The following is a 14,904-nucleotide window of genomic DNA, read 5'->3' as shown; positions in this document are numbered from 1 at the left end:
AACATTCCAGGCGAGATCCATCAGCTTGTGGATCGCCGCCTCCACGGTTGGAGCCGTCATACCTCCATGGTGCTCCGGGGGTGCCACATCCTGAGGGAGGCGCGGGGGGTGTCCGGCCTGGCAGAAACCAGCAAACAGGACGCCACGAGTCCTGTCGAAAATTTGGCCGCTAGCGGACCCTCCCAAAGCGGGGCCCTAGCGGCGGCTTCCAACTTCTTGATGCCAGTACCTGGCATCATCACTCCCAGTCCGGAGGATGGCGTCGGGCTGCCACGGTGCGGTCCAAAGCTGAAGCAGGTAGTCATCGACCGTGCCCTCGGCGAACTCCCCTGCGTGACCTTCATCCCGGCCCTTGGCACTGACACGCAGCCGGTAGGAACCAGGCGGAATGTCTATGGTCCCTGTGTTCTCGCCAGCCCAGGTACTCAAGGCCACTTTGTGTCCCTCAGGAAGCGTGATGGATACCTCGACGACGTCCTCCCACTGCCCGTCATCGCTTCCCGCCGGAGCGTCCAGAAGCACCATCCGAACAGGCGACCCGCCCGACCGGCGAGCAAGGTTGACGTGTACCCCCTTGGGAAGGGCGGCACCCACCAACCCGTTGACCTGGCCTTGGTATGAACGGTCAAAGTCACCGTCGAAGCAACCATCCTCGCCCCACGAAAGGTCCAGTTGCCCAGAATCGGTCTGGATCACCTCGTCCAGCAGCACGCGTTCCACAGGCCCAGCGTAACTGCACTCGCCCCGCTGGGCAGCCTGTTACCCTCTGTCCGACTCGCCCTCGTCCTCGAGCTCGCCGGCGGCGATCCGTTCGGCGGTGCGCCGGTACGCCTCTTCGATATAGTCGTCGACGTCCAGCCGGCCGATCCTCCACATGGCCCCTGTTATCTTGGCACGATGACCGCTGCAGGGCTTGTCGTTCAAGCTTTCCAACAATTTTTCGCTTACATTTTCCAGTTGCTTGTGAGGGTGGTGCGCCTGCCTCTATTTGCCGGACCCACACGCGGCCTGAGTGGCTGCAGCAGCGCTTTCGGACTAATTGCAGCCGGGTGAATGGAGCAAGTGACCAGGCCGAGCCGTGCCCCGGTGCCCTAAGCCGGGGGGAACCAGTGCCCCAAGTCTTTCCAAGCACAGGTCTCGAGTCCTGCCGTCCTGCTCCGCTGGTGATTACCGCGCTCGATCGGTGCCGCCACACGTCGTCATCAATGCGCACGGACTCGGGCCTGGCTCTGGAACTGCCTACACTTCCGGTATGGCTGAACGGCGGATGAACCGCACTCTGAAGATCACACTGATCGCCCTGAGTCGTTTGTGGCTATCGCGGTCGCCGTGGGGGCCATCATGGCAGGAGTCATTGAGTCGGGCCGTGCATCAGCGTCCGATAAAGCCTCCCTGACGCGGGCGACTGGCACCGCGTCCCTTGAGGTGCGCCGGCAAACAACGTCACCCAAAACCGTTGCTGCGGTACCCTCACCAACTCCCACGCCTACCCCGACACCAGCAGCACGACCGACTGCCTCTGTCCCCGGGGCGCCCCAGTATGTTGAAGCACCAGCACCAGCACTAGGACAGACGGTGCCTGCCCAACCCCCAACACTCGCTCCACAGCCGCGCAACAGCTGCCCTTCAGGGTCCGTGACCGCGGCTCTGGACTCCATCACGTTTGAGTGGCCTTACTCCACGCTTCCCAACGAAGTGACCATCGTCGGCCGGGGCACTCTTCACAATGGAAGCAGCGCGGCAATCAGGATTTCCGAGCGGGACGTGCCGAACCTGTACGGACTGGACAGCAAAGGGCGGATTGCCACCATTGAACTTTACGGCGAATACGATTGGGCGCCGCCGCCAGGTATCCCTAGTCGGGGGAACGTCGTGCTCCAGCCTGGGGAAACCGTCACGTACGAGGTCCGGGATGCAACCCTGGCATCAATGATCATTCCGGTCACCCATTGGTACTCAGGGACGGAGTCCGGTTCAGTCCAGATGTATTACGACACCGCCAGCAGCCTGTGTAATATCACCGGCATGGCAGACGGCACGGGCAAGTCCATCGCCAACACCTTCACCCCTAAGTCTTAGCGGGAGACTCGGATTCCAACCCCCCTTCATCGTCGAGGTCACCGGCAGCAATGCGTTCATCCTATGTCCGGAGGCAAACGGCTTCACGGGCAGGGTGCAGCACCGGCGGCGCCCAGGCCGACGCGTAGCTAAGACGGGTCAGCTCATGGCCTCACGGTGGACCGGCATCGGGCATGGTCACTGGACCGGCCCACTTGCCAAGCAGAAGTTTGTTGGCCTCTCTGAGTGCATCAAACCCGCTTTCGGGATAGCCTTCCCGCCGACCCCACCAGGCACTCGGGTCCCGAGAAATGATCATGCGCTTACCGCCGGTGAGGGGGAAAGTCTGCCAAGCATCCCCCGGTTTCAACTCGGGGTGGCCGGGTCCTAAGACCTGAAAGGCGAAAATCCCTGGCGCCGAGGTCTTCACGAAAGAATGATCAGCTGCGAACTCAGAGTCTGAGGGACCTGGAACAGGCGACCTCACCATCACGCTGTTGGGCGTGACGGCCCCAAAATGGTTGAGTGTGACGGCGGCGTAGTCGTATAACGGCTCCAGCTCCTGAAGCAACGTAGTGAGAGCGTTGAGACCCTCCGGCGCCCCGTCCTGGTACTCGACCCCGATGTGAAGCCACCCTTCACGTGAAAAGTTCACGTACCAGTCACCGTACTTTGTGGGGACGAGCAAATTGGCCCATCCGACGTCACCACAACACTGTTTGAGTACTGCGGCGGCCTGCTTTGAATCGCACCTGATCATCGTGAAGTGGAGCCCGGCGAGGATCGGGCCTTTGGTGTTGTCGGCAGCCCACCCTGTCAGCCGATCCACCAAGGTCGAGAACGCCGACGATTCAGTAGCCCAACACGACTGGTTATCTTTCACCTCCCGGAATGCCAGAGGCATCCAACTCTGATCGATCGCGGCATCAACTGAGCAGATGGAGGCGTTGTAGGCATATCGCGGCTTTTTGCGTGGCCGTGGACCTGATCTGTCCGCGCATGCGGTGATGGTTCCAGTGAACCCCAATGGCTGCAGAGCTTGGGCAGTTGCCTGGGCGAGGCGAATCGCGAAGCTGGGAGAGATCGGAGAAACGAAGAATGCGATTCCCTCACCGACCTCTACGGCGTGGAACCGCTGATGTGGCGCCGAGGGAAGGGTGATTCCAGCAATAACATCGTTGACATCGGCGAGTGAGGGCAGAACGGATTCCGGGGCAGGTGCACAGAGGAATCCCAGATCCAGTATGGAGTCCATGTTCTTCCGGCGGATCTTCCCAGCCTCTATGGTTACGGAGCCAACTGTCAGCCGGTTGCTCGGCGGAGTCCTCATGAAGCGATCCAAGCGGGAACGTCTGCCGGGAGCAAGGGATTCGACGAGCCTTGATCGAAAATTCGGGTACCACCGGCACTCAGACGAACACGTCTGCCCAGTGGCTCCCTGAGCCGATCCCGCCAGGCCCCGGTCCGATGAAGGTCCGGGGCCCTTGGGCAAAATGTTGTCCCAGCATTGTTAATGTTCACCCGCACTGGACATGGACACACGCTTAGCCCGATCGAGGTGAAAGGCAAGGTTGAAGTAGGGCAGATATAGCAACAGGGACAAGACCATCAACATCGAGACGCTATACATGGCAGCAGAACGAGCTGTCCGTGCAGGACCAACGGAGCCACACCGAAGATGAGGGGCCATGGGAGGCGGAGAGGGGCAGCTTGGCTTGACCCTTTGTCGCGAGATGCAAGAACACCGGCGCTTGCATGGTGGTAAAGGATACAGCTGTGCAGCGCGCACCTTTTCCCAACGCATCCGGGCCATTGACCCTCTGCTACGTGACCATAAGCGTGATGTCGGATGGGCGCCACGCCGGAAGTCCCCCGGTTGGGTAGTGCAGGATGCCAGGCTAGTTGGATGACTTCCATGTACCTGTCCCAAGACTTCCAAATAAGAACTGGTTCTTCTACTTAGATCTACGTCTCACAACGTCCTAGAAGTCCCAGTCCTCGTCTTCCGTGTTCACGGCCTTGCCGATCACGTAGGACGAACCTGACCCCGAGAAGAAGTCGTGATTCTCGTCAGCGTTCGGGGACAGGGCCGACAGGATGGCCGGGTTCACGTCGGTGACGGACGCCGGGAACATCGCCTCGTAGCCCAGGTTCATGAGGGCCTTGTTGGCGTTGTAGTGCAGGAACTTCTTGACGTCCTCGGCCAGGCCCACGCCGTCGTACAGGTCGTGGGTGTACTGGACCTCGTTTTCGTACAGCTCGAACAGCAGTTCGAACGTGTAGTCCTTGATCTCCTGGCGGCGTTCCTCGGAGACCTTTTCCAGGCCCTTCTGGAACTTGTAGCCGATGTAGTAACCGTGAACAGCTTCGTCACGGATGATCAGGCGGATCAGGTCGGCGGTGTTCGTCAGCTTGGCGCGGGAGGACCAGTACATGGGCAGGTAGAAGCCCGAGTAGAACAGGAAGCTTTCCAGCAGCGTGGAGGCCACCTTCCGCTTCAGCGGATCGTCACCCTGGTAGTAGTCCATGACGATCTGCGCCTTCTTCTGAAGGTTCTCGTTCTCGGTGGACCAGCGGAATGCCTCGTCGATCTCCTTGGTGGAAGCCAGGGTGGAGAAGATGGAGGAGTAGCTCTTGGCGTGCACTGACTCCATGAAGGCGATGTTCGTGTACACAGCCTCCTCGTGCGGAGTGAGGGCATCCGGAATCAGGGACACCGCACCGACCGTGCCCTGGATGGTGTCCAGCAGGGTCAAGCCGGTAAATACGCGCATGGTGAGCTGCTGCTCGGCCGGCGTCAGCGTGTTCCAGGACTGGACGTCGTTGGACAGCGGCACCTTTTCCGGCAGCCAGAAGTTGTTGACCAGGCGGTTCCAGACGTCGACGTCCTTGTCGTCCTGGATGCGGTTCCAGTTGATGGCCTCGACGTGGCTGAGCAGCTTGACCTTCTCGGTCATGTCATCCCCTATGCGTTGGGTGGGTTTTCTCTAAGTTAAAGCGTACGACGGCGGGCGGGCGCCCGCCGTCGTACTGTCGCGTTGGTTGAAGCTACAGCATGCAGCTGACGCAGCCCTCAACTTCGGTCCCTTCCAGCGCGAGCTGGCGGAGACGGATGTAGTAGATGGTCTTGATGCCCTTCTTCCAGGCGTAGATCTGGGCCTTGTTGATGTCGCGCGTGGTGGCGGTGTCCTTGAAGAACAGCGTCAGGGACAGGCCCTGGTCCACGTGCTGGGTGGCGGCGGCGTAGGTGTCGATGACCTTCTCGTAGCCGATCTCGTACGCATCCTGGTAGTACTCCAGGTTGTCGTTGGTGAGGTACGGCGCCGGGTAGTACACGCGGCCCAGCTTGCCTTCCTTGCGGATCTCAATCTTGGACGCCACCGGGTGGATCGAGGAGGTGGAGTTGTTGATGTAGGAGATCGAGCCCGTGGGCGGCACGGCCTGCAGGTTCTGGTTGTAGATGCCGTGCTCCATGACCGAAGCCTTCAGCGCACGCCAGTCTTCCTGCGTGGGGATGTGCACGTTCTTGAAGAGCTCGCGGACCTTCTCGGTCTGCGGAACCCATTCCTGCTCCGTGTACTTGTCGAAGAACTCCCCCGACGCGTACTTGGACTTCTCGAAGCCGCCAAACGTCTGGCCGGTTTCGATGGCCAGCAGGTTGGAGGCGCGGACGGCGTGGTACACCACCGAGTAGAAGTAGATATTGGTGAAGTCCAGGCCCTCTTCAGAGCCGTAGTGGACCCGCTCCCGCGCCAGGTAGCCGTGCAGGTTCATTTGGCCCAGGCCAATCGCGTGGCTCTGGTCGTTGCCCTTGGCGATGGACGGCACCGAGGTGATGTTGGACATGTCCGAGACAGCCGAGAGGGAACGGATGGCCGTCTCGATGGTCAGGCCGAAGTCCGGCGAGTCCATGGTCTTGGCGATGTTCAGTGAACCAAGGTTGCAGGAGATGTCCTTGCCGGTGTCGGCGTAGGACAGGTCATCGTTGTACGTGGTGGGCTGGGAAACCTGGAGGATCTCCGAGCACAGGTTGGACATGATGATCTTGCCGTCGATCGGGTTGGCCCGGTTCACGGTGTCCTCGAACATGATGTACGGGTAGCCGGATTCGAACTGGATCTCGGCGAGGGTCTGGAAGAACTCGCGTGCCTTGATCTTGGTCTTCTTGATCCGGGAATCGTCAACCATCTCGTAGTACTTCTCGGTGACCGAAACGTCCGAGAACGGCATGCCATAGACGCGTTCGACGTCATAGGGCGAGAACAGGTACATGTCCTCGTCCTTCTTGGCCAGTTCGAACGTAATGTCCGGAATGACGACGCCCAGGGAGAGGGTCTTGATGCGGATTTTCTCGTCCGCGTTCTCGCGCTTGGTGTCCAGGAACCGGTAGATGTCCGGGTGGTGCGCGTGCAGGTACACGGCGCCGGCACCCTGTCGGGCACCGAGCTGGTTGGCGTAGGAGAAGCTGTCTTCGAGGAGCTTCATCACGGGAATGACGCCGGAGGACTGGTTCTCGATCTGCTTGATGGGCGCGCCCACCTCGCGGATGTTGGTCAGCGCGAAGGCCACTCCGCCGCCGCGCTTGGACAGCTGCAGGGCGGAGTTGATGGAGCGTCCGATCGACTCCATGTTGTCTTCGATGCGGAGAAGGAAGCAGGAGACCAGCTCGCCGCGCTGCTTCTTGCCCGCGTTCAGGAACGTGGGGGTGGCGGGCTGGAAACGGCCTTCGATGATTTCATCCACCATCTGCAGGGCCAGCTGCTCGTTGCCGCGCGCCAGGTGCAGTGCCACCATGCAGACGCGGTCCTCGTAGCGCTCCAGGAAGCGCTTGCCGTCGAACGTCTTCAGCGTGTAGGAGGTGTAGAACTTGAAGGCACCCAGGAAGGTCTCGAAGCGGAACTTCTTCTTGTAGGCGCGGTTGAACAGCTCACGGATGAAGTTCATCGTGTACTGGTCCAGCGTCTCGCGCTCGTAGTACTGGTTCTTCACCAGGTAGTCGAGCTTCTCCTCCAGGTCATGGAAGAACACCGTGTTGTTGTTCACGTGCTGCAGGAAGTACTGGTGCGCGGCCTCGCGGTCGGCGCCGAACTGGATTTCGCCGTTGGGACCATAGAGGTTCAACATGGCGTTCAGCTCGTGATAGCCCAACCCCTTATACGCGGCGGGCATCTCAGGCTTCCGGGACCTGGTTACTTCTGTGTCTGCGACAGTCGTGTCCAAAACGTGTCCAATCCTTGGTTGACCCGGGTAACGTCTTCCGGCGTTCCCATAAGTTCGAATCGATAGAGGTGGGGTACGTGGCATTTGGCGGCGATGATGTCCCCGGCCATGCAGTAGTTGTCCCCGAAGTTTGTGTTTCCGGCGCCAATCACGCCGCGGAGCAGTTTCCTGTTCTGCGGGTTGTTGAGGAATCGGATGACCTGCTTGGGAACGGACCCCTCTCCCCCGGTGCCACCGTAAGTGGGCACCACCAGCACGAATGGCCGGGTAGCGAGGAGGGGTGCGTCCTTTGGATAGAGCGGGATCCGGGCAACCTCACGGCCTAGCTTCGCGACGAAGCGGCTGGTGTTCTCGGATGCTGATGAAAAGTAGATGAGCTGGCTGCCGGTGCGGACCGGTTCAGCCTGGTCCTGCGGCCCGGCCGGCGGGGACACCTCCACGCGCTGAGCCGCGTGGATGGGAACAACCTGGTGAATTGGTAAGGCCTCGCGGTCATGCTGTGCTGCTGGTGCTGCCACGTGAGTCACCTCAGCTGGTTGCTGGTTGCCGGCAGGAGAAGCGGAACTCCTAAGCCACGGAGGAAACGGCGGAAAGTGCCAGTTCCTCGATCTTGTCGGGGCGGAAGCCGGACCAGTGGTCCTGGTCGGTGACCACAACGGGAGCCTGCATGTAGCCAAGTGCCTTCAGTCGCTCGAGTGCCTCGGCGTCCTGGGAGATGTCAACGCTCTGGTAGGTGATGCCCTTCTTGTCGAGCGCGCGGTAGGTGGCGTTGCACTGAACACAAGCAGGCTTCGTGTAAACCGTTACGGTCATTGTCCCTGTCCCCTTAGTTGAAATCTTGCTGGCCCGGTGTCCCCGTTCAGCTGTATGTAGATACTACATGTAGTGCAGACGCCTCTTTGGAACCCCAAGATGATGTATTACAAGTATGTCATTTAATGCACCGTTAATCCACAGGCAGGGGCGGGAAAAATGCCCGGAATCGCGGGTTTTTTGCGGGCTGGGTCCACACCCTGTGGAGTACTTAGCCACATTTAAAGGACCGCGTGTCGCACGGCTGCGGCGTGTCGCGCCCTGTTTCCTTCCGCATGAAAAGGGTCCGTGACCACTACATGTAGTGGTCACGGACCCGGGTTCCGCTCCCTGCGGCGAAGGTGTGTCCAGCTTGCCCGGGGTTTCCTACCGCTTGGCGGAGTTGAGGTTGGCGATGGCGGTGGACAACGCCGTGGCGAAGCCGCACCACGCCGCGTAGGGAGCCAGCGATACCCCGGCCGCACGGTTCAGCCGATAGGTGCGGCGCACCAGATCGGCGCTGCTGGCGGCGAGCAGGGCGGCCTCGGCCGCCGCAAGCCAGGGCCTGCGTGAGCGCCAGAAGAACCAGCTCCACGATGCATTGAGGACCAGGTTGGCAGCCAATGCACCCCGGTAGGTGCGGAGCTCCCGGCGGGAGCCCTTGCCACCCGGGTCGGATGTGCCGGCCGGGGTGGCAGCAGCCCGGTCCAGTTCAGCAGCCCGGTCCATTTCAGCAGCCCGGTCCAGTGCGACGGCGGACGTCACCGCGAGGTCTGCATACAGGGCCGTCCACACCAACGGGAAGGCGATGGCCGGCGGCTGCCAGTCCGGCTTGCGCAGCCGCAGGTACCAGCTGCCCTGCGGATCCGTGGCCACTCCGCCCGCGGCGGCTGTGGCGGCCGTCGCCGCCGTCGTCCATGCCACTGTCTTCAGTTTCATGCCTGAACCCCCGATCTCCCTTTGCTCCTGGTGACTTCCACGCCTGCGACTGCTAAAGCTGCGCCTCCCGGCGGTCCAGCACGATCTGCTGGACATCCAGGTAACCGGACTGGAATCCGGCGCGCGAGTAGCAGAGGTAGAACAGCCACATCCGCTGGAAGACGGCATCGAAGCCGAGCTCCCCCACGTCCCGGGACCGTGAAAGGAACCGTTCCTCCCACAGCCGCAGGGTGGCGGCATAGTGGTCGCCCATCCCCATGCGCTCCCGCACCCGAAGGGTGGTGTGCTGCTGGGTCACGCTCTCGATGGCACGGACGGACGGCAGGAACCCGCCGGGGAAGATGTACTTGTGCACCCAGGTGTAGGCGTTGCGGGTGGCCAGCATGCGGCCGTGCGGCATGGTGATGGCCTGGATGGCCACCTTTCCGCCGGGTGCCAGCACGCGGTCGATGGTCTGGAAGTAAATGGGCCAGTACTCGTACCCCACGGCCTCGATCATTTCCACCGAGACCACGGCGTCGTACTCGCCTTCCACCGCCCGGTAGTCCTGCAGGGCAACGGTCACGCGGTCCGCGAATCCGGCATCCTCAATGCGTTCCTGCGCCAGCGCCTGCTGCTCGCTGGACAGCGTGACGCTGTAGACCGTGGCCCCGCGGGCGGCGGCACGCAGGGCAAGCTCGCCCCAGCCGGTGCCGATTTCCAGCAGCCGCGTCCCCTCGCCCACGCCGGCCTTGTCCAGCAGCCGGTCGATCTTGGCCCGCTGGGCCTCGGCCAGGAACTCCCATGCAACGGTGGACAGCGGACCCGCCTTCTCCGGGAACAATGCCGAGGAGTAGCTCATGGTGGAGTCCAGGAAGTTGAAGAACAGGTCGTTGGACAGGTCGTAGTGCCGGGAGATGTTGCTGCGGGTGTTTTGTTCGGCGTTGCGTTCCTGGCGGGGTGTCCGGGGCAGGTACAGCGAGCGCAGCTTCTGCAGCGGCATGGGGATCAGCGTGTCCACGGAGGCCGCGAAGACTTCGAGCAGCGCGGCGAGGTCCGAGGCTTCCCAGTCGCCGGCCATGAAGGATTCGCCCAGACCGATCAGGCCGTTGTCTCCGATCCGTGCCTCGAACGCGTCGGGCCGCAGCATGGTCATCACGGGGGCCTCCGGCCCGCCCGTTCCGAGCACGGACCCGTCCGGATATTCGACGCGGAGCGGCAGCCGCTTGACCGCACCCCTGAACAGCAGGCCGGCTGTCCTGCCGGCCAGTCCGGCTTTCATGCCCGACGGCGGTTGGGCAACACCTGGCCACAGGTCGGGATTGATGATGGCGGGCGACGCCGGCACCCCGGTTGCGCCCCAGGCTGCGGGCACGTGTCCGGCGGATGGTCCGCCGGCTTTGCCTTCGACACGGCCTGCGGTGGTGCCGTTATCGTCCGTCATGGTCATTGAACTGCCTCCTGTGAAGTGTGGGGTGGTCTGGCAACGACGGGCAGGTGTCTTGCCCAGAGTTTAATGCCCTGTATCCGGATCAGGGCGGATACCAGCAGCGGCGCGGCAGGCACCGCGAAAGCCGCCGCCAGGATGTTCGGAACGGTGGCGGGGCGGCGCCGTCCGTCCATGGTGGCCACGAAGGGCCGGTTCCCCTCCCGCTCCAGGATGATTGATACGGCAAGCCTGTCCCCCGGGGCCGGGAGCTTCATCCGGTACTCGCCGTCGACGTCGTTGAAGGGTGACACGTAGAACGCCTTCGGCACCGAGGCCCGCCCGGAGGGATCGGTTCGCAGCAGGTAGCAGTGCCGCTCCCCGTAGGTGTTGTGGACTTCGGCCACCACGCACTGCAGTTCCCCGGTGGAGCGGTAGCACCAGAACAGGGTGAGCGGGTTGAAGACGTAGCCAAAAACCCTGGCACTGGTGAGCATGTGGATGGGTCCGCCGTCGGGCTCCACCCCCTGGGTGCGCAGGTAGCGCTCCACGTTGGCCCGAATGCTTGCGCCGGGATCGCCCAGGTGGTCTCCGGCGCGGAACACTGCCAGCGGCCGGAGCAGGAACGGCAGGCGCGGCATGTGGTCCAGGTCCACGAACCAGCTGTAGCTGCGGTAGGTGAACGCATTCTTCAAGGGGCTGCGCCGGACATGGGAGATGGACGTGCGGAAAATCGAGGCGTCCATGGTCATGCCCGTTCCGTTGACAGCAGTTCCCGCTCCCCCTCGCCGGAGGAGTTGCCCGGTTCATCCGCGCGTGCCTCCGGCCAGGTGCGGCCCAGTTTCTCGGCCGCCCGCACCCCGGAGAGGGCACCGTCCTCATGGAAGCCCCAGCCAAGGTAGGCCCCGGCGTAGGCGATCCGGTTGTTGCTCAGCGCGGCGATGGCCTGCTGGGCCTGGAGGGATTCCGGCGTGTATTGCGGATGTTCGTACACCATGCGCTCCAGCACGGTGGTGCCGGCAATCAGTTCCGACTCCCCCAGGCTCACCAGGTAGGGCTTTCCGTCCACGGGATGCAGCCGCTGCAGCCGGGTCAGGTCGTAGCTCACCAGAACCTTGTCGGGTCGCGCGTCGCACGCCGGGAGCCGGTAGTTCCACGACGCCCTGGCGTTGTCCGCGGCAGGCAGGACTGCCGGGTCCCGGTGGAACACGGTGTGGTTCACCGAATACGGCATCCCGCCCAGCGCTTCCTTCTCTTCCGGTGTGGCGTCGGACAGGAACCGGAGAGCCTGCGCGGGATGGGTGGCGACCACGACGGCGTCAAACTCTTCCGGCCCGCCGGCCGTTGCGAGCTCCACGCCGTCGGGCACGCGCCGGATGGCAGTGACGGGCGTGTTGAGCCGGACGTCGGCCAGCGTGGCGGCGAGCTTTTCCACGTACCGGGCAGAGCCGCCGGTGACGGTGCGCCACTGCGGCGAACCCTTGATCCCCAGCATGCCGTGGTGGCCCAGGAACGTGAAGAGGTACCGCACGGGGTAGGCAAGGGCGGTGGTGGGGTCGCAGGACCAGACTGCACTGACCACGGGGGTCATGAAATGGGAGATGAAGTAAGGGCTGAACTTCTCCCGTTCCAGGAACGCGCCAAGTGTCAGTTCCGGCACCGGCACCTCGCCGCTGACGGCCGACGGCGGCGCGGTCCTGAGCAACTCCCTCGCCTTCCGGTAGAAACGGGTCACCTCCAGCAGCATCAGCAGGTAGCGGCCGCGGAGCAGGCTGGAGGGTTTGGCGATGATGCCGCGGGCGCCGTCCCGTGCCCCCGCGTATTCCAGCCCGCAGCCGTCGCAGCGGATTGACATGCTCATCTCGGAGTCCTGGGTCTCGACGCCGAGTTCGGCGAACAACCGCAGCAGTGTGGGATAGGTCCGTTCGTTGTGCACGATGAACCCGGTGTCCACCCCGATGACGCTGCCGTCGGGCTGCGGCATGTCGTGGGTGTGGGCATGGCCTCCCAGCCGTGAGTCCGCCTCGAACAGGGTGACGTCGTCCTGCCTGTTCAGCACGTAGGCGGCCGTCAATCCGGCCACGCCGCTGCCGATCACGGCGACGCGCCGCCGCCCGCCTGGACTTCCTGCTGGGTTAGGTGACAATTCATGCTCCTCTGCTGAACATTTGCCGCTGGGCTGCGTATACAACTGGCTATTCGGTGCCGTGCCGGCTGTGGATGGGTGAAGTACTGTGGGCTGGTGTTAAACCCGGTGCACCTGAAGACCCTCCTTGAAGTCACGCGGCTGGGATCGTTTGCTGCCGCAGCGGCAACGCTCGGCTACACGGCCTCCGCCGTGTCCCAGCAGATGTCGGCTTTGGAGCGGGAAACGGGCACCATCCTGTTCCAGCGTTCGGCGCGCGCCGTGATTCCTACGGAAGCCGCCGTCGTCATGACGCGGCACGCCGCAAAGGTGCTCACGGATATCGAGGCACTGATGGCCGCCGCCTCCAGGACCCAGGCCACGGAAAGCCAGGAACTGCGGCTGGGGATCTTCCCCAGCCTGGCCACGTATGTCCTGCCGCGGATCCTGAAGAACCCGGCGTGGAAGAAACTTGGGATCGACCTGCGGGTGTCCGTGGCTGAACCCGGCCAAACCATCCAGGGGCTGCGTACCGGCGGCGACCTGGACCTGGCCGTGGTGTTCCAGGTGGGCCAGACCGGCTTCGCCTGGCCCAACACCATCAACAGGCAATGGATTGGCGACGACGATTTCCGGGTGGTGCTGCCTGCCGGCTGGGGTTTCCGGGCCGACGCGAAGGTCGCGGCCGACCACCTCTCGGAGATGCCGTGGATCATGCACCATCCCGGCACCAGTGACGCCATGGTGATCGAGCGTCTGTTTGCCGGCTGCAACCTGCACCCCAGGGTGGTGGCGCACAGTGACGATTTCCATGCCAGCCTGGAGATGGCCGCCGCAGGACTGGGAGCCGCTTTGGTTCCGGAACTCGCGCTCCGGAACAAGCCGGCAGGCGTTGTGGTGCTGGACGTCCCGGAGATCCGGCTGGCCCGGAACGTGTTTGCGCTGCTGATCAATGACCGGAAGACGGCACGGGTGCAGCTTTTCGTTGACCTCCTGGCCGAAACCCTTGCCGGGATGCGCACGGCAGTGAATTAGGGCAGAACGCTGGAATGGTCTGCCCTTCGGGTCTATGTTGAGAATATGAACAAGGTAGCGAGCCAGCACTTTGGGGAGATCGAGCTCAACCACGGCATGGATCATCTCTTTGCCGCCAAACATGAGCTGCGTGGCCACCCGCTGGAACTCGACCTGAACATCAACGCCCACGACAACTTCGATGAAGCCGCGCTCCGCAAGGTCGAGTACCGGCTGCGCTTCCTGCCGGAACTGGTGGACGAGGTCCGCGAGATGATCGCTGAGGAACTTGAGCAGGAGGGCACCAGTCCGCAGGAGTATCTGCACTTCCACTGCAACGCCCTCAAAGACGAGCACCTGCACAAGGTGTTCGGTGTCCAGGACCGCAGCCAGCTCACCAACGAGGTCTTCCTCAAGGCCCTCAAACTTGGCCATGTGGGCATTTACCCCGGCCAGCCCGAGCGCTACTTTGTCCTGGATTTCACCCTGGGCGAGCACTTCACGGACGAGGTCCTGGTGGCGTCCGCCGACCAGGACGGCGTGGTGGACGACGAGATCGTCTGGGAGTCCTAGGCCGTCGACCGGTCGACAGCGCCCGGGCACCAAGGAGGGTGGGCGGCCATGGATGTGGTTGATGACAGGCGTGGCATCTGGCGGCTGGCTTCGTCGCTGCTCCTCGCCGGCGTGCTTGTTTCGATTCTCGCCGGCATCCTGCATGCTGAGTCCCACGACGCCAACGACCACGTGGCGTCCTTCACCGCCTATGCGAACAGCGGAATCTGGACCGCCGTGCACCTGGGCCAGTTCGTGGGAATGGCGCTGGTGGGGGCCGGACTTGTTACGTTGGGCACCGCGCTCGGCGTCCAGCGCCGCCCGTTGGCCTGGGCCGCACGGTTTGGTGCTCTGTCCGCCGCTGCTGCAGTTGTGCTCTACGCCGCCCTGCAGGCAGTTGACGGGGTGGCCCTGAAACAGGCGGTGGATGCGTGGGCTGCTGCCCCGGACCCGGAAAAGGCGCCCCGTTTTGCCACAGCTGAAGGCATCCGCTGGCTGGAATGGGGAATGCGCAGCTACCAGAGCATCCTGCTGGGTGCCGCCTTGGTACTGGTTGGTGTTGCTGTGGCCGCAGCCCGCCACGCCTCCCGGATTGTTGGCTACCTCATGGCGCTGTCCGGGCTGGCGTATGCGGCGCAGGGGTGGATCATCGGGGAATCCGGATTTTCGGCAGCCAATTCGTTGCCCACGCTGGTGGGCATTGTGGCCATTGTTGTGGCGGCCGTGTGGCTGGCCGTCAGCGGGTGGCGGACGACGCAGACGACGGCGGCCGGCCACCTGGGGTGACCGGCCGCGGTTG

At 63.1% G+C, this 14,904-nt stretch carries 14 protein-coding genes; 4 read left to right on the top strand and 10 right to left on the bottom strand.

Annotated features, from left to right (window positions below):
* Positions 1-195: 195 nt before the first annotated feature.
* The gene (locus tag AC6JAM_RS17750) at positions 196-720 is read right to left on the bottom strand and encodes a hypothetical protein (protein ID WP_223991834.1); all 525 of its coding nucleotides are present in this window, start codon (positions 718-720) and stop codon (positions 196-198) included.
* A gap of 915 nt (positions 721-1,635) precedes the next feature.
* On the opposite strand from AC6JAM_RS17750, the gene AC6JAM_RS17745 reads away from it, so the two are divergent.
* Positions 1,636-2,079, top strand: coding sequence for a hypothetical protein (locus AC6JAM_RS17745; protein WP_497935348.1), 444 nt, complete (start codon positions 1,636-1,638; stop codon positions 2,077-2,079).
* A gap of 151 nt (positions 2,080-2,230) precedes the next feature.
* Here AC6JAM_RS17745 and AC6JAM_RS17740 read toward each other — a convergent pair whose 3' ends face one another.
* The 9 genes from AC6JAM_RS17740 to AC6JAM_RS17700 form a co-directional block, all read right to left on the bottom strand.
* On the bottom strand, positions 2,231-3,388 hold the full coding sequence (locus AC6JAM_RS17740) for a hypothetical protein (RefSeq protein ID WP_223991840.1): 1,158 nt from the start codon (positions 3,386-3,388) through the stop codon (positions 2,231-2,233).
* 652 nt (positions 3,389-4,040) lie between these two features.
* Complete coding sequence (gene nrdF / locus AC6JAM_RS17735) at positions 4,041-5,015, bottom strand: class 1b ribonucleoside-diphosphate reductase subunit beta (RefSeq protein WP_018769429.1); 975 nt, start codon at positions 5,013-5,015, stop codon at positions 4,041-4,043.
* Positions 5,016-5,106: 91 nt separating this feature from the next.
* Positions 5,107-7,227: a class 1b ribonucleoside-diphosphate reductase subunit alpha gene (gene nrdE / locus AC6JAM_RS17730; protein ID WP_018769430.1), complete on the bottom strand. Its 2,121-nt coding sequence runs from the start codon at positions 7,225-7,227 to the stop codon at positions 5,107-5,109.
* A gap of 20 nt (positions 7,228-7,247) precedes the next feature.
* Entirely contained in the window at positions 7,248-7,718 is a 471-nt protein-coding gene (gene nrdI, locus AC6JAM_RS17725; RefSeq protein ID WP_488315971.1) for a class Ib ribonucleoside-diphosphate reductase assembly flavoprotein NrdI, read from the bottom strand.
* 127 nt (positions 7,719-7,845) lie between these two features.
* On the bottom strand, positions 7,846-8,091 hold the full coding sequence (nrdH, locus tag AC6JAM_RS17720) for a glutaredoxin-like protein NrdH (RefSeq protein ID WP_013601222.1): 246 nt from the start codon (positions 8,089-8,091) through the stop codon (positions 7,846-7,848).
* 366 nt (positions 8,092-8,457) lie between these two features.
* Entirely contained in the window at positions 8,458-9,009 is a 552-nt protein-coding gene (locus AC6JAM_RS17715) for a TspO/MBR family protein (protein WP_497935345.1), read from the bottom strand.
* 52 nt (positions 9,010-9,061) lie between these two features.
* The gene (locus tag AC6JAM_RS17710; RefSeq protein WP_018769433.1) at positions 9,062-10,438 is read right to left on the bottom strand and encodes a class I SAM-dependent methyltransferase; all 1,377 of its coding nucleotides are present in this window, start codon (positions 10,436-10,438) and stop codon (positions 9,062-9,064) included.
* Positions 10,435-11,166, bottom strand: coding sequence for a DUF1365 domain-containing protein (locus AC6JAM_RS17705; protein WP_497935342.1), 732 nt, complete (start codon positions 11,164-11,166; stop codon positions 10,435-10,437). Before AC6JAM_RS17705 ends, AC6JAM_RS17710 begins: the two co-directional genes overlap by 4 nt.
* Positions 11,163-12,560: an NAD(P)/FAD-dependent oxidoreductase gene (locus tag AC6JAM_RS17700; protein ID WP_497935340.1), complete on the bottom strand. Its 1,398-nt coding sequence runs from the start codon at positions 12,558-12,560 to the stop codon at positions 11,163-11,165. Before AC6JAM_RS17700 ends, AC6JAM_RS17705 begins: the two co-directional genes overlap by 4 nt.
* A gap of 96 nt (positions 12,561-12,656) precedes the next feature.
* Between AC6JAM_RS17700 and AC6JAM_RS17695 the strand changes: the two genes are divergently transcribed.
* Genes AC6JAM_RS17695 through AC6JAM_RS17685 form a run of 3 tightly spaced genes read left to right on the top strand, consistent with a single transcriptional unit; the run spans position 12,657 to position 14,891 of the window.
* Complete coding sequence (locus AC6JAM_RS17695; RefSeq protein WP_026265795.1) at positions 12,657-13,574, top strand: LysR family transcriptional regulator; 918 nt, start codon at positions 12,657-12,659, stop codon at positions 13,572-13,574.
* 45 nt (positions 13,575-13,619) lie between these two features.
* On the top strand, positions 13,620-14,126 hold the full coding sequence (locus AC6JAM_RS17690; protein WP_018769437.1) for a DUF2004 domain-containing protein: 507 nt from the start codon (positions 13,620-13,622) through the stop codon (positions 14,124-14,126).
* 48 nt (positions 14,127-14,174) lie between these two features.
* Positions 14,175-14,891 carry a hypothetical protein gene (locus AC6JAM_RS17685; RefSeq protein WP_018769438.1) on the top strand — a complete coding sequence of 239 codons (717 nt, stop codon included), beginning with the start codon at positions 14,175-14,177 and terminating at the stop codon, positions 14,889-14,891.
* The last annotated feature ends 13 nt before the right edge of the window (positions 14,892-14,904 follow it).

Source organism: Arthrobacter sp. GmRoot5-12 (assembly GCF_059739365.1).
The sequence above is the reverse complement of the archived record's forward strand: the minus strand, read 5'-3'. Positions and strand labels throughout refer to the sequence as shown.

Coding starts and splice junctions, on each gene's coding strand:
- AC6JAM_RS17740 (WP_223991840.1), bottom strand. CDS start 3,388: ATGAGGACTCCGCCGAGCAACCGGCTGACAGTTGGCTCCGTAACCATA.
- nrdF (WP_018769429.1), bottom strand. CDS start 5,015: ATGACCGAGAAGGTCAAGCTGCTCAGCCACGTCGAGGCCATCAACTGG.
- nrdE (WP_018769430.1), bottom strand. CDS start 7,227: ATGCCCGCCGCGTATAAGGGGTTGGGCTATCACGAGCTGAACGCCATG.
- nrdH (WP_013601222.1), bottom strand. CDS start 8,091: ATGACCGTAACGGTTTACACGAAGCCTGCTTGTGTTCAGTGCAACGCC.
- AC6JAM_RS17715 (WP_497935345.1), bottom strand. CDS start 9,009: ATGAAACTGAAGACAGTGGCATGGACGACGGCGGCGACGGCCGCCACA.
- AC6JAM_RS17710 (WP_018769433.1), bottom strand. CDS start 10,438: ATGACCATGACGGACGATAACGGCACCACCGCAGGCCGTGTCGAAGGC.
- AC6JAM_RS17705 (WP_497935342.1), bottom strand. CDS start 11,166: ATGACCATGGACGCCTCGATTTTCCGCACGTCCATCTCCCATGTCCGG.
- AC6JAM_RS17690 (WP_018769437.1), top strand. CDS start 13,620: ATGAACAAGGTAGCGAGCCAGCACTTTGGGGAGATCGAGCTCAACCAC.
- AC6JAM_RS17685 (WP_018769438.1), top strand. CDS start 14,175: ATGGATGTGGTTGATGACAGGCGTGGCATCTGGCGGCTGGCTTCGTCG.